The organism is Rhodopirellula islandica (assembly GCF_001027925.1).
Taxonomy (GTDB): domain Bacteria; phylum Planctomycetota; class Planctomycetia; order Pirellulales; family Pirellulaceae; genus Rhodopirellula; species Rhodopirellula islandica.
Genome location: NZ_LECT01000023.1, coordinates 16,545 through 28,374, shown reverse-complemented (window position 1 = coordinate 28,374; position 11,830 = coordinate 16,545). Strand labels below are relative to the sequence as shown.

Below are 11,830 nucleotides of genomic sequence, written 5' to 3'. Positions count from 1 at the left end.
GGAACCTCGTTGTCACTGGTTCAAGCCGAATCGCCTGATCCCGGGCTGGAGGTCTGGAAAACGATTGCGACGGAAGGTCACCCGACGGCGCGCCATGAAGCGGCTTTGGTAGGTTTTCAAAACAAGCTGTATTTGCTTGGTGGCCGCCGCATCAATCCGGTCGACGTCTACGACCCCAAGACCAATGTTTGGACAGCAAATTCCGAAACGCCAATGGAGTTGCATCACTTTCAAGGTGTCGTGGTGGAGGATGCGATCTACTTGATGGGAGCGATGACTGGACCGTACCCGCGGGAAACGCCCCTTGAAAAGGTCGTGGTCTATCATCCCGCGGAAGATCGTTTTGACTTCGTTCATTCGATCCCCGAGTCACGTCGTCGCGGCGGGGCCGGTGCCGTCTACCACGATGGTTGGATCTACTTGATTGGCGGCATCACGAACGGGCATGTCGATGGTTGTCGACCATGGTTTGATCGCTACGATCCCAAGACAGGCGTGTGGGAGATCATGCCCGATGCGCCCCACATGCGAGATCACTTTCAAGCGGCCGTGATTGGCAATCGGCTGTACGCGGCAGGCGGACGAGTGACGTCCAAACGCGACAACGCCGTGTTCTCACAAACGATCAGCAAATTGGATGTGTACGACTTTGAGATTGGCGAATGGTTGCCGGCAGAGCAGTGCCCTGATTTGCCAACCAAGCGGGCAGGCAACAGCGTCGTCGCAATCGAAGGCAAATTGGTCGTTGGCGGCGGTGAGAGTGCAGATCAGAAGCCGGCTCACGACCAGATCGAAGTCTTTGACCCTGCAACCAAGGAGTGGGCGTCGTGGCCATCGCTGGTCCAAGGCCGACATGGAACAGGCCTGGTTCGGATCGGCGATTCGCTATTCACCGCGTCAGGAAGCGGCAATCGAGGCGGCGGTCCTGAATTGACGACCACCGAGCGCTTGGTGCTTACGCAGTAGTCGTGAGCACCGACGATGATCGAACATCGAATCGCCCCGCCACGCGATCCATGCGCCCATGGAAACCCGACGCGTCAATGAGGCACTCCCCAGTTCCCGCCGCGCAAGCAAGCAAGCCCGCAATGGTCGCGTCTCATCGCTTGCCACCTGTCGCCGCTCCGCGGCTTGTCGAGCAACAGGGGCACGAACAAGACCTCGGGTTGAAAACCCGAGGCTGACAACTGTCACCGCTCCGCGGTTGTTCGATCCCGCAACACACTCAATCAGTCGCGGAGCGACGGCAGCCGAAAGCCTTGGGTTTTCAACCCAAGGTCATACTGCCTGCATCACAACACTGATCAGCCAAATGGAAATGATGGGCAGACATGTCAGGACGGTCCACCAATCGAGTTCTCGCCGCGTGAGATCGCGAATGAATGCAATCGCAAGCAACACAACGGGAATCCCCAGTGCGATTGGGAAGTACCAATTCAACAGGCCTAGTGGAAGGGTCGCAAACACGTCCACATGCAGGACTGAAAGGATCGCCAGATCGAAGATCAGGAATCCGACCCAGGCCAATCGCCAGGTGAAATGCTGCGGTTTTGTCCGCACGATCGCTAGAATGAGAACAGGCAACCCGAGGAAGTATCCCAGCCGAGCTGAGAAGTGTTCGTACCAGATGCCGAGGACATAGCCTGCAGTGGAAGAGATACCGGCTTGCGGGTCGACCCAAAAACGCAGGGCAACGGTGGTGGAGGCGAAGAAGTCGAGTGTCTAATCCAAGACACACATGTTGGCGAACAGCAAGGCAAGCGTTTTGCCTAGGCTGGTCCAGAAGTGCTGGGATCGAACTGCCAAGAAAAACACGGCGAGACTCAGACCGTAGACACTGGCAACCAGCAGATCCATGGTTTGGATTGTTTCCGCGGTTTCTGAACGCCACGGCCAATCCGGAACACGACGAAGCGTCCCGAGTCCACGACCGATCGCAAAGGCAATTGCGATCCCGGCGGTGATCACCATCAATTGGAAAATCCCTAATCGTCCATCATCGACTTGTCGGGGTTCGGTGGCGGGGAGGGATGCGTTCATTGGTGCAGTCACATCGGATTCGCAAAGAAGTACTTTGTTGCGAAACAAGTATGCAGGAGTTCCCAAGCACAACCGTGGCCAACGCCCCGGTTGTACGTGGAAGCAACAACACTTCCCGAAGCAGTCCAAATGCCGAAAGACTCCTGCCGAACTGCTTAGCGAGTATTCGAGCTGAAAAGATTCTACCAGCAGCGTCGCTGGGGTTGTGGCGATTCTCCGTTCCGCTGCGAAAGCTGCCTCCGGGAACGCTCGGCTTGACGCCCATTGCATTTCGCCTAATCTGTTTGCCCGATCAGAACAGCGATCCACCATGAGCGGACATGGCCAGACGCTGCATCTGATTGCTACGCGATCCAACGTGAATTCGACATGCTCGGAAGCAAATGGTTGGGCGTCGAACTGGTGCAGGTCAGCAGGCAAGAGAAGCTGATTTCGGCACTTGGTTCTGGCTGCGCCATCTACTGTGTGTTTTACCTGACCAATCAGTTCCTCCCATCGATGGCGGCGGTCGGCGTGATCGCTTCGATGGGAGCCAGCGCGGTGTTGCTGTACGCCGTTCCACACGGCCCGTTGTCGCAACCCTGGCCCTTGATCGCCGGGCATTCCATCTCAGCTTGCATCGGTGTGACGTGCTGCCAGTGGATCAGCAATCCGGCGGTTGCAACTGCGCTCGCCGTTGGGATTTCCATCGGGGTGATGTATCAGTTCGGCTGCATTCATCCGCCGGGCGGAGCGACGGCATTCACCGCTGTCATGGGCGGGGAGGCAATCCATGAACTTGGATACCTGTATGTTCTGTGTCCGATTCTGATCAATGTCGGCTTGATGCTAACACTCGCCGTCCTCCTTAATGCGCCTTTCCCATGGCGACGCTATCCCGCCGGTTTGTTTTCTGTTCCGACCGAGGCGGAGCAGACCGAGAGTCTTTCGAGTCGGCCGTCCCACGACGACGTTTTGAATGCCATCCGTTCACTGGATTCCTTTGTGGATGTCAGTGAGGACGACTTGATTCATTTGGTCCGTGAGCTTGGGGTTGCAAACCAAGGGGGACGGACCCCGGAGGAAATCATGCAGCACAAGGTTTCCCTGCGAGAGAAGGAGGACCGCTCGCTGGAACTGACCGAGCAGACCGAGGTCAGTCGCCATCGAGTCCCAGATTGATCGCCCAAGGAAGACTGCCCCGCAGAGGTCGTCTTGTTGCGGTTCATCGCCGGTAATCGTTGGCGTCGATGTGGTGGCGTTTCAGCAATTTGTTCATGCCCTGGCGAGACAATCCTGCTTGGCGAGCGGCACTCGCGATGACGCCATGGTGTTTGTCCAGGATTTTGATCAGGTAGGTCCGATCGGCGGTGTCCAGAGCCTCGTCGCGGGAGACTTCCGTGAGATCCTGAATTCCCGGCAGCGGATCGTTGATTGCTTCGCGGACCGGGAGTGGAAGGTCGCTGGGTTCGATCACTGGGCCGGTTGCCAGAGCGACCGATCGTTCCAAGACGTTCCTGAGTTCTCGAATGTTGCCAGGCCATTGATAACGACGGAAACAATCCAGTGTCTCTTTGGCGAATGAGTGTTCGAACTGACCGGTGGGCCAATGCTTTTTCAAAAAGGCTTCTGCGAGCAAGATCACGTCTTCACCTCGCTCGCGAAGAGGCGGAAGCTCGATGTGAACCACTGCCAAACGATAGTACAGATCATGACGGAAGCGTTCGGCTTTGACTTCCTCTTGTAGATCGCGGTTGGTCGCGCAAACAAAACGCGTGTCGACCTGGATCGATTGGCTGTCACCAACCGGCGTGAAGGTCTGCTCCTGGATCACTCGCAGCAGTTTTGCTTGGGAGGACAGCGGCAATTCACCCAGTTCATCAATGAAGGCGGTCCCACCGTCACAGGCTCGCAGCAGGCCGGCTTGGTCTTGCACTGCCCCAGTGAACGATCCCTTGATGTGGCCGAAAAGAGCGGACTCGAACAACGACTCAGGAATCGAGGTGCAATCGATGACCTGCATCGCCTTCTCACGGCGGTGGCTTTGATTGTGGATCGCGTTGGCGATCACTTCTTTGCCAGTCCCACTTTCACCGGTGATCAAAACGTTCGTGTCGCTGGGAGCCACCCGCTCAACAATCTCCAGCACCTCTCGCATTTGGGGACTGCCACCGATAATGCCATGGGTTGGCGTCGTGGTGGATGCAGGTTTGGGATTGGCCGCCCGTTTCACGGTTGGAGCCGAAACAGAGGGCGCAATCGCTTTGCTCTGTCCAGCACGCGACAGGGAACGCTGGACTGCGGTGAGCAGTTCTTCCAGCTTGACGGGTTTGAGCAAGTAGTCGGTGACGCCAAGTCGCACGCTTTCGATGGCGGATGGCAACGACGGTGCGCCAGTGACCACAATCATCGGAACATGTTTGTGTTTGGTACGGCCTTCCTTCAAGAGTTCCAGCTTGAGATTCCCGGGCATATTCAAGTCCGAGAGGATGAGATCGAAGTCGTGTTCGTTCAAGACGGAGATCGCATCGCTTGCGTCTTCCACACAGACGCATACGTACCCTTCTTCTCGCAAGAATTCGGCGGTTGTTTCTCGGTAAAGCGGTTCATCGTCCGCGATCAAAATGCGTTGAGTGGGTTCGACGTTCAATTTTCTTCACTTTCCGTGTGCAGGCATCGTGGCAACATGACGCAAAACTGGGTGCCCTCTCCCGGATGACTGGTCACTTCGATTGTGCCTTGCATCGCTTCGACCAGTCCACGGGTCACGGACAGACCCAGCCCCATGCCTTGTCCCACCGTGGTTGTCTTGGTGCTGAAGAACGGATCAAAGATCGAGTTGATGATATCAACGTCCATGCCGCAGCCCTTGTCAATGACTTTGACAACGAGATGTTCCTCCTGCTGAAACACCTCCACGCGGACTGTCTGCCCAGGAGCAGACGCTTGGATCGCGTTGTGGATCAGGTTCAGCAAGATCTGCTTCAGCTCACCTTCACGGAGATGGACGAGATCGGTGTCGAGAGTGTCGGTCGCCTCCAAACGTTTGCAGTCAAGCACCACCGCGACGTTCCACTTCCGAGACATCGGCAGCGAAAGCGACATCAAGTCGTCGAGGCATCGATGGATGTTGAAGACGACGGCTTTTTGCTGGGTGGGACAATACAACTGAAACATCTGATGCGTGATGCCTCGGATCCGCTCGATCTCTTTGTCAATCAAATCGAGTTTGTCGTAGTGCTTGACTCGACGAGGAAGGTGACGTTTCAGCAGCGCAAACGCGTTGCGAATCCCGGCCAAAGGGTTGTTGATTTCGTGAGCGACGCCAGCGGCCAACTCGCCCAATGCCGCCAGCTTTTCCATGTTCAGACGATGTTGTTCGAGCTGAGCGATTTTGGCAGTGCGGGCTTCAACGATTTGTTCCAATCGCTCGTTCTGCAAACGAAGTTGCTCTCTCATTCGGCGGCGTTCAGTGACGTCACGAACGCTGGCGCGAAACCCGAGCGATGCACCGTCTCGGTTGATCATGGGCTGCCAGGAAACCGCCATCCAGAGCGTCGCCCCATCCTTGTGCAAAACCTGAAATTCAATGTTGTTCCCGGTCGTGCCTTTCGCAGCCTCCTTCCATTGGTGAGACATCCGTTCCCGGTCTTCCGGCACGATCAACGGCAGGGGGTAATCGCTCATCTTCAAGCATTCTTCCGGCGTGTAGCCGGTGTATCGTTGCACCGCTCGATTGACCCATCGAATCTGGCCGGTGGATGACAGCCAACTCTCCCAATCGACGGTGCTCTCGGCGATCGCACGAAAGAACTCCGGTGGGATTGGTTGGCCCAGACTTGGAAGGGCATCGGCTGGCTGATTTCGTTGAAACGTCATCCTGCCATCTTACTGGAAAGAGTTGTCTTGGCGGCTCCCAACCCGAACACGCCTGCTTCAAAGTATGCGAACAGCGTGCCCGTCAACTGGCGTTGTCGCCCCTGCAACCGGCGCTGACGCTTGGCTGAATTTGAAAACATGCGTCCTCTTCATCTTTGCAATCTTTGCCCAAACGGAAGAGGTGAAAATGGTGACTGTCGCAAGCAAACCAATCACAACAGGGACGCGACTCGCGACGAAAGGGTTCGACACTCTGAGGAACAGAATCGTGATCGGCACCGCACCTGCACTACGTTTGCGTTCATGGTTCGAGTTCCCACTTTGGAGGACGAAACGATGTTGATTGCACTCATCACCCCTTCCAGTTCGAAACAGATGGACCACTCATCCTGTCGGGAGGCAACCACGCGTGAATCCGAGCGAGAGGAGTTGAGTTCGGAGTCTCTGTCCCGTAGGGTGAATCCTCGGAAAGTGACGGAAGCAGATGAGAGGAGATACGTGATTGGATTGGTGTGCGTCATGCTGCTCGTGCTACTCGTTCCAGCCCTCGTCGCGATGGTTTACATGATCGTTTCCCCCGGTGCATTCACGACCTCCCCGATGGTGCAATCGCTGCTACCCTGATCTTTTTCATGACTCCAACGAGAGACAACGACCACAGCCTTTATGAACCATCTTGAACCCCGCCTCCCGCTGCCGATTCAACCCATCGACAGATGGCTTCGCCCGTTTGCTCGTTTCCTCCACATTGAAGCGACCAGCGGCGTTGTGCTGGTTCTCTGCACCGCGGTCGCGCTGGCGGCCGCCAATTCGCGGTGGGCGGACGCCTACCTTGCGATCTGGCAAACGGAGCTGACGCTTGCCGTGGGAGGCGTGGTGTTCAGTCACTCGCTTCATCATGTGATCAATGATGGATTGATGGCGATCTTCTTCTTCGTGATTGGCTTGGAGGTCAAGCGTGAATTGGCACACGGCACGCTTTCAGATTTCAGGCAAGCCACGTTGCCGATTGCCGCCGCCATCGGTGGCATGATTGTGCCCGCCGGTTTGTATCTGTCGATGCAATACGGACAACCTGGAATGCAGGGTTGGGGAATTCCGATGGCGACCGATATCGCGTTCGTCGTTGGTTGCCTCGCGATTCTTGGTTCACGTGTTCCGCACAGTCTTCGTGTCTTGCTGCTTTCATTGGCGATCGTCGATGACATTGGCGCGATCTTGGTGATTGCGATTGGATACACCGAATCGCTTGACGGGCGTTATTTGATGCTGGCCGCCTGCGCCATTGCTCTCGTTCACTTCCTCGCGAGAGTGGGCGTGCGTCGTTTTCCACCTTATGTCGCAGTGGGAATCCTCGCCTGGATCGCACTGCATGAATCCGGGGTGCATGCGACTTTGATTGGCGTGATTCTGGGATTGATGACTCCGGCTACGCCAACACTCGTTCCCGAACGTTTTCGCGAATATTTGCACGAAAAGGAAAACGAGTTTCAACCACAGCATTGGGCCCAACGCTCCCATCGAGTGGAGGTGGTGCGAGAGGTTCAGCAATTGACCCGAGAAACGGTTTCACCGCTGGAATACCTGGAAATGACGCTGCACCCTTGGTCGGCCTATCTCATCATGCCGGTGTTCGCGCTCGCAAATGCGGGTGTGCTGATTGAGCCTGCCAATGTAACCGATTCCGTTGCGATCGCTGTCGTGATCGGCTTGGTGGTTGGCAAACCGGTCGGCATTGTCTTGTTCAGTTGGTTGGTGATCCGCGCTGGAATGGCTCGGTTGCCCCATGGGCTGAACTGGCCCGTGCTTATCTCCGGCAGTTTTCTCGCAGGGATCGGATTCACCATGGCGCTGTTCATCGACGGCTTGGCGTTCGGAGCGGATGGGCTGGACACCGCGAAAACCGGCGTCCTGCTGGGCTCCGCGGTCAGTGCGCTCGTCGGGATCGGTTTGCTGCTTTGGACGTTGCCAAAGTCCAACCCGACGCCCTGACGCTTCTCGGTCTTGAGAAGGCGTTCCGCTTCGCAGAAGTCAACCTCCTCCGAAGCCTGGATCCAGTTGGGCCTCGATCCCGAAAGCGTCCGGTGGTTCGAGGCATCTGACGAGCAGATGCCTCAAACGAGAAGCAGCCGATGGGCAGTTACGAACTCAGGGAACGCAGTAGGATTGCGACAAGGAACAGCAGAAGCAGAACGGTTTGGCCGAAGAATGCCGTGCTCGTGAATCGAAGATCCTCTTGCGATTCCTGCTCTTGTGCCAAGACCGTTTCGAGGTGGGGGTTTTTCATCAACATGGTCCAAGTTCCCATTAGAAGAGAAGTCATTGCATCATCCTTGGTTTGAGAGACAAGAATGCAAGCAAAGTGCCAGCGGCCATGACGCAGCCTTGAAAAGCGATCAATACTGCCGTTTTGCTGGGGAAGTCAGCTGCTGAGGTGTTTCAGGAAGATCCCCTGCACGTCAACGCAGGGTTCCTGGTGTCGCCCAGGGAGGACGCTTCTGGGGGTGTTGCCGTCCATCGCCTCCTTCAGATTCTCCCTTTGAACGACGAAGGCTGGCAACGAATCTGCTTGACACAACCATCCAAATGAATTGCAATTGCGCTAAACATGCACATCCGGTGCATGTTTCTGTGTTCGAGAAGACTCCCGCCTCGGCAAGTGTGCCTGGATGGGTTTCCTGCCAAACGAATTGGATGAAACGAATGCCATTGCGACTGTCCGGGGTCACCTTCCTTTTGGTCGCCTGCCTTTCCACGCACGCACTTGCTCAGTCCGTCACTTCGGCAACCCTGGCAGCGCCGGACATCACTGTCGCTGAGGTGACACAAGGGCAGGGGCGAACGGGTCGCAGCATCGACGCAGTCCCTGCCCTGACCGTTGACGAGGCGCGGGCGCGAGCCATGATTCTTCATGAAACGTTGCATGGCTCGTTGCAGGTCATGCACCGTGACTTCTTTCGCGAAGATGAGGGTTTGAGCATCCCATCGAGGTCGCTGGAAGATGTGTTCGCGGAATTGGAGCGAACCTACGGGATTGAGCTCCGCTGGATGGCCGTGGACTTGAAAGCGATGAACATTGACAACGAACCAGAATCAAAGTTTGAGCAGGAAGCCGTTGGTGTGCTGCGTTCGGGGAAGAATACGCACGAAGCTGCCGCTGACGGCGTGTACCGGTTTGCTGGCAAGATTCGGCTGTCGGCGACCTGTCTGAGTTGCCATGCATCGAGAAGGTCCAACAACGACGATCGAGCTGCGGGCTTGGTGATTTCGATTCCTCTGAATCGTTCCGATCGCACTCATGATGCCGCAGCGGCGCCCGCGGTTGGCGTTTCAAACGGGCGGTAGTCGTTCAACCTCCCTCCGCGCCCATCATTCTGGGAACGATCTGAATTCCGAATTGGGGAGGCCTGCTCATTTGGGCGGTTGCTCTGACGAGAGTGCCAGCAGTTGCGTGTTGGCTGTTCCGGAAATGAACGGCATTACAATATGCCGCACAATCTCAGGGGGAGTGCCGACCACCAGCGTTGGTACTCCATTCGGTTTTGGAAAGATCAACTGGGGAACGCATCGAACCCCGTTTCCAATCTTCGCTCTGGATGACCTCGTGGGTGCGTGAAAATTACGTTAAACAGCTGTATTGGGGAATTGACGCCCTCTTACACTTGTACGTAAAATCACTATGTACGTGCGAGGAATGAAGCGCTCGCGTCTCTTGAGCTTCGCTATCCTCGGCCATCTCAACTTCTCTTGAACCGTCAATTCCCCGAAATTTACATGGCAAAAAACCTTAATACTGCACTTCTTTTGGCATTCGCTTTCGCAATCGTCTCGTCGGTCGGTTGTTCCAACCCGGACAGTGTCGTGGTCGAAGAGACGCTCACCGAAGCCGAGCAGGAACAAGCCTACGCGGACTACGACAATCAAATTTCCAGCGAATCCAAAGATTATGAATCGCAGAATTGATCATTGATCGTTTGCAAAAGAACGTCGAACGCTGGCAGACAGCTCGACACTTCTACTCTCTTTTCTCCTTTTTCTCTTTTTCAGGTCGACTTTTTATGAAGACGTCTTTTGAACGCCGCGGGCACTTGAAGGTGCGAAGCGGTTTCACCTTGGTTGAGTTGCTGGTTGTGATTGCAATCATTGGCGTTCTGGTTGGATTGCTTTTGCCGGCGGTTCAAGCCGCTCGCGAAGCAGCCCGCCGAATGAGTTGTGGGAACAATGTGAAGCAACTTGGCTTGGCATTTCACAACTACCACTCGGCCTACAACAAACTGCCGATGCAGAGTGGTGGCACCTACTTTGGAAAGCTCAACGGCCCCAACGGCAGCGGCACCAACAGCGGTGGGACCAGCCGAACCGACGGCAACAACCGATACCGGGCTTCGTTCTTGATTGGGCTTCTCCCATTCATTGAACAGCAAGCGATGTGGGAGCAGATTTCGAACCCGCTTGCCGATGGCGCAACACCTTCCTGGCCAGCCATGGGGCCCGCGCCTTGGACGACTGCCTACACACCATGGATGACTGAATTGAAGTCATTCCGTTGCCCAAGTGACCCTGGTTTCGGTGCTCCCGCGATGGGACGAACGAACTATGCCGTCTGCATTGGCGATGGCACTCACCGAGTTGACACGGGATACGCCAACTTTGATGGTGGAAACAACCGTTGGTACTCGCAAGGAAGTGTTGCGATGGCGAACCGCGGGATGTTTGCAAACCGCGGCCAGTTTGGATTCCGCGACGTCTTGGATGGGCTTTCCAACACCATGATGGGCGGCGAAATCACGACGGACTTGGGCGATCGCGACGCCAGAACTGCTCCCATGGGTTCAGGCGGTGGGTATGGTTGGGCAACCATTCACAACGCCAGTCCAGTCCATGGTTGCGATGAACATCTGAATCCGGACCGTCCTCAATTCTGGGGCGATACCGCACCGGGCGTGATGAGTGGCAATCAAACTCGTGGTGCACGCTGGGCAGATGGTGCAATGATCTACACCAGTTTCTCGTCCATTCGTCCACCAAACACGCCAACCTGCTTGGGCAGCGGCGACTCGAGCAGCGGACAATCTTCGGTGTCGAGTCGTCACCAAGGTGGTGGTCACATTCTGATGGGCGATGGAGCCGTGAAATTCATCACCGATTCCATCGATGCAGGAAATCAAAACTCACCCACCCCGTACAACGCGGACAATGACACCACCGCGCCGATGGCCGGAGCACAGAGTCCATTTGGAATTTGGGGAGCTCTTGGAACACGAGCGGCGAAGGAAATCATCGACACCGAATTCTAGTTCGGATGAAGATGACTCCTGGTGACTCTTATCGAAACGTCAGTGCAACCTGCACTGACGTTTTTTGTTGCACATCCGATCGCTTTGCATTCAAAGCCAATCAGGATTCATCTCCAGTCGTCAATCTGAACCGAACCACTGGTATCAAGAGACTTCTTGCCGATCCATTCGGTTCATCCACTCGCCGGGGCGGATGCACGGGGTTCCACCCTGCGGACGTCGTAGCGAAGCGATTCGCCGTCGAAGTTCAACTGATGTGAGACTGGCACCGTGTCGCTGCTGCCTTCGATGGAAGTCAGGGTCGCTTGAAAGGTGGCTGCCGGGCACACTTCTTGGGTCGGGGAATCAGCATCGAGCATGACCAGTTGGAGGCGTCCTCCGCTTTCTTCCACTTGATTCTGCAAGTATCCCTTCACCAACGGATAGGGAGTGACAGGGTCAGAACACACTTTTTGAAATGCGTCGTAGTGCTCCTTGCTGGAAAACCCAAAGACGACCTGCGTCTCGGTTTCCCGATTGGATGGGACGGTGTCTGGCCCAATTGGAAGACCATCCGCCTTCAATACAAACCGAGGGGTCTTGGAGAAACTGTCCATCGTTTTCGCCTCCTTGGGCGAGCATCAGGCCCGATGCGT

The 11,830-nt window shown here is 55.9% G+C and carries 13 protein-coding genes; 6 read left to right on the top strand and 7 right to left on the bottom strand.

From position 1 onward, the window contains the following. The first annotated feature begins 9 nt into the window (after positions 1-9). Positions 10-966: a Kelch repeat-containing protein gene (locus RISK_RS11400; protein ID WP_236696221.1), complete on the top strand. Its 957-nt coding sequence runs from the start codon at positions 10-12 to the stop codon at positions 964-966. Between the two features lie 312 nt (positions 967-1,278). Here the strand turns inward: RISK_RS11400 and RISK_RS29485 are convergent, their stop codons facing one another. Then, positions 1,279-1,584, bottom strand: coding sequence for a hypothetical protein (locus tag RISK_RS29485; protein ID WP_150122560.1), 306 nt, complete (start codon positions 1,582-1,584; stop codon positions 1,279-1,281). Between the two features lie 138 nt (positions 1,585-1,722). Next, a complete protein-coding gene (locus RISK_RS29480) occupies positions 1,723-2,040 on the bottom strand; it encodes a hypothetical protein (RefSeq protein ID WP_053061156.1) in 318 nt (105 codons plus the stop codon). A 369-nt stretch (positions 2,041-2,409) separates the two neighbouring features. On the opposite strand from RISK_RS29480, the gene RISK_RS11385 reads away from it, so the two are divergent. Further along, a complete protein-coding gene (locus tag RISK_RS11385) occupies positions 2,410-3,201 on the top strand; it encodes an HPP family protein (RefSeq protein WP_047814428.1) in 792 nt (263 codons plus the stop codon). 43 nt (positions 3,202-3,244) lie between these two features. On the opposite strand, the gene RISK_RS11380 is transcribed toward RISK_RS11385, so the two are convergent. The 3 genes from RISK_RS11380 to RISK_RS32200 are packed head-to-tail and all read right to left on the bottom strand — an operon-like array spanning position 3,245 to position 6,038. After that, positions 3,245-4,669, bottom strand: a complete 1,425-nt coding sequence (locus RISK_RS11380; RefSeq protein ID WP_047814427.1) for a sigma-54-dependent transcriptional regulator — start codon at positions 4,667-4,669, stop codon at positions 3,245-3,247. Beyond that, positions 4,666-5,898: a two-component system sensor histidine kinase NtrB gene (locus RISK_RS11375; protein ID WP_047814426.1), complete on the bottom strand. Its 1,233-nt coding sequence runs from the start codon at positions 5,896-5,898 to the stop codon at positions 4,666-4,668. Before RISK_RS11375 ends, RISK_RS11380 begins: the two co-directional genes overlap by 4 nt. Next, positions 5,895-6,038, bottom strand: coding sequence for a hypothetical protein (locus RISK_RS32200; protein WP_160311434.1), 144 nt, complete (start codon positions 6,036-6,038; stop codon positions 5,895-5,897). Before RISK_RS32200 ends, RISK_RS11375 begins: the two co-directional genes overlap by 4 nt. 526 nt (positions 6,039-6,564) lie before the next feature. Here RISK_RS32200 and nhaA point away from each other — a divergent pair. Further along, positions 6,565-7,890 carry a Na+/H+ antiporter NhaA gene (nhaA, locus tag RISK_RS11365; RefSeq protein ID WP_083434924.1) on the top strand — a complete coding sequence of 442 codons (1,326 nt, stop codon included), beginning with the start codon at positions 6,565-6,567 and terminating at the stop codon, positions 7,888-7,890. Positions 7,891-8,038: 148 nt separating this feature from the next. Here the strand turns inward: nhaA and RISK_RS11360 are convergent, their stop codons facing one another. Then, complete coding sequence (locus RISK_RS11360; protein ID WP_047814424.1) at positions 8,039-8,221, bottom strand: hypothetical protein; 183 nt, start codon at positions 8,219-8,221, stop codon at positions 8,039-8,041. A gap of 371 nt (positions 8,222-8,592) precedes the next feature. Here RISK_RS11360 and RISK_RS11355 point away from each other — a divergent pair, with 371 nt between their 5' ends. From RISK_RS11355 to RISK_RS11350, 3 genes are all read left to right on the top strand, one after another. Beyond that, on the top strand, positions 8,593-9,243 hold the full coding sequence (locus tag RISK_RS11355; protein WP_236696220.1) for a c-type heme family protein: 651 nt from the start codon (positions 8,593-8,595) through the stop codon (positions 9,241-9,243). A 429-nt stretch (positions 9,244-9,672) separates the two neighbouring features. Further along, entirely contained in the window at positions 9,673-9,861 is a 189-nt protein-coding gene (locus RISK_RS31510) for a hypothetical protein (RefSeq protein ID WP_150122559.1), read from the top strand. Positions 9,862-9,956: 95 nt separating this feature from the next. Then, the gene (locus RISK_RS11350) at positions 9,957-11,195 is read left to right on the top strand and encodes a DUF1559 family PulG-like putative transporter (protein ID WP_047814423.1); all 1,239 of its coding nucleotides are present in this window, start codon (positions 9,957-9,959) and stop codon (positions 11,193-11,195) included. A gap of 173 nt (positions 11,196-11,368) precedes the next feature. Here RISK_RS11350 and RISK_RS11345 read toward each other — a convergent pair whose 3' ends face one another. Further along, on the bottom strand, positions 11,369-11,791 hold the full coding sequence (locus RISK_RS11345; protein ID WP_047814422.1) for a hypothetical protein: 423 nt from the start codon (positions 11,789-11,791) through the stop codon (positions 11,369-11,371). Positions 11,792-11,830 lie beyond the last annotated feature (39 nt).

Excerpts from the sequence above, each read along its gene's own strand:
- RISK_RS29480 (WP_053061156.1), bottom strand. The coding sequence starts at position 2,040 with ATGAACGCATCCCTCCCCGCCACCGAACCCCGACAAGTCGATGATGGA.
- RISK_RS11385 (WP_047814428.1), top strand. The coding sequence starts at position 2,410 with ATGCTCGGAAGCAAATGGTTGGGCGTCGAACTGGTGCAGGTCAGCAGG.
- RISK_RS11375 (WP_047814426.1), bottom strand. The coding sequence starts at position 5,898 with ATGACGTTTCAACGAAATCAGCCAGCCGATGCCCTTCCAAGTCTGGGC.
- RISK_RS32200 (WP_160311434.1), bottom strand. The coding sequence starts at position 6,038 with ATGTTTTCAAATTCAGCCAAGCGTCAGCGCCGGTTGCAGGGGCGACAA.
- nhaA (WP_083434924.1), top strand. The coding sequence starts at position 6,565 with ATGAACCATCTTGAACCCCGCCTCCCGCTGCCGATTCAACCCATCGAC.
- RISK_RS11360 (WP_047814424.1), bottom strand. The coding sequence starts at position 8,221 with ATGACTTCTCTTCTAATGGGAACTTGGACCATGTTGATGAAAAACCCC.
- RISK_RS11355 (WP_236696220.1), top strand. The coding sequence starts at position 8,593 with ATGAAACGAATGCCATTGCGACTGTCCGGGGTCACCTTCCTTTTGGTC.
- RISK_RS31510 (WP_150122559.1), top strand. The coding sequence starts at position 9,673 with ATGGCAAAAAACCTTAATACTGCACTTCTTTTGGCATTCGCTTTCGCA.
- RISK_RS11350 (WP_047814423.1), top strand. The coding sequence starts at position 9,957 with ATGAAGACGTCTTTTGAACGCCGCGGGCACTTGAAGGTGCGAAGCGGT.
- RISK_RS11345 (WP_047814422.1), bottom strand. The coding sequence starts at position 11,791 with ATGGACAGTTTCTCCAAGACCCCTCGGTTTGTATTGAAGGCGGATGGT.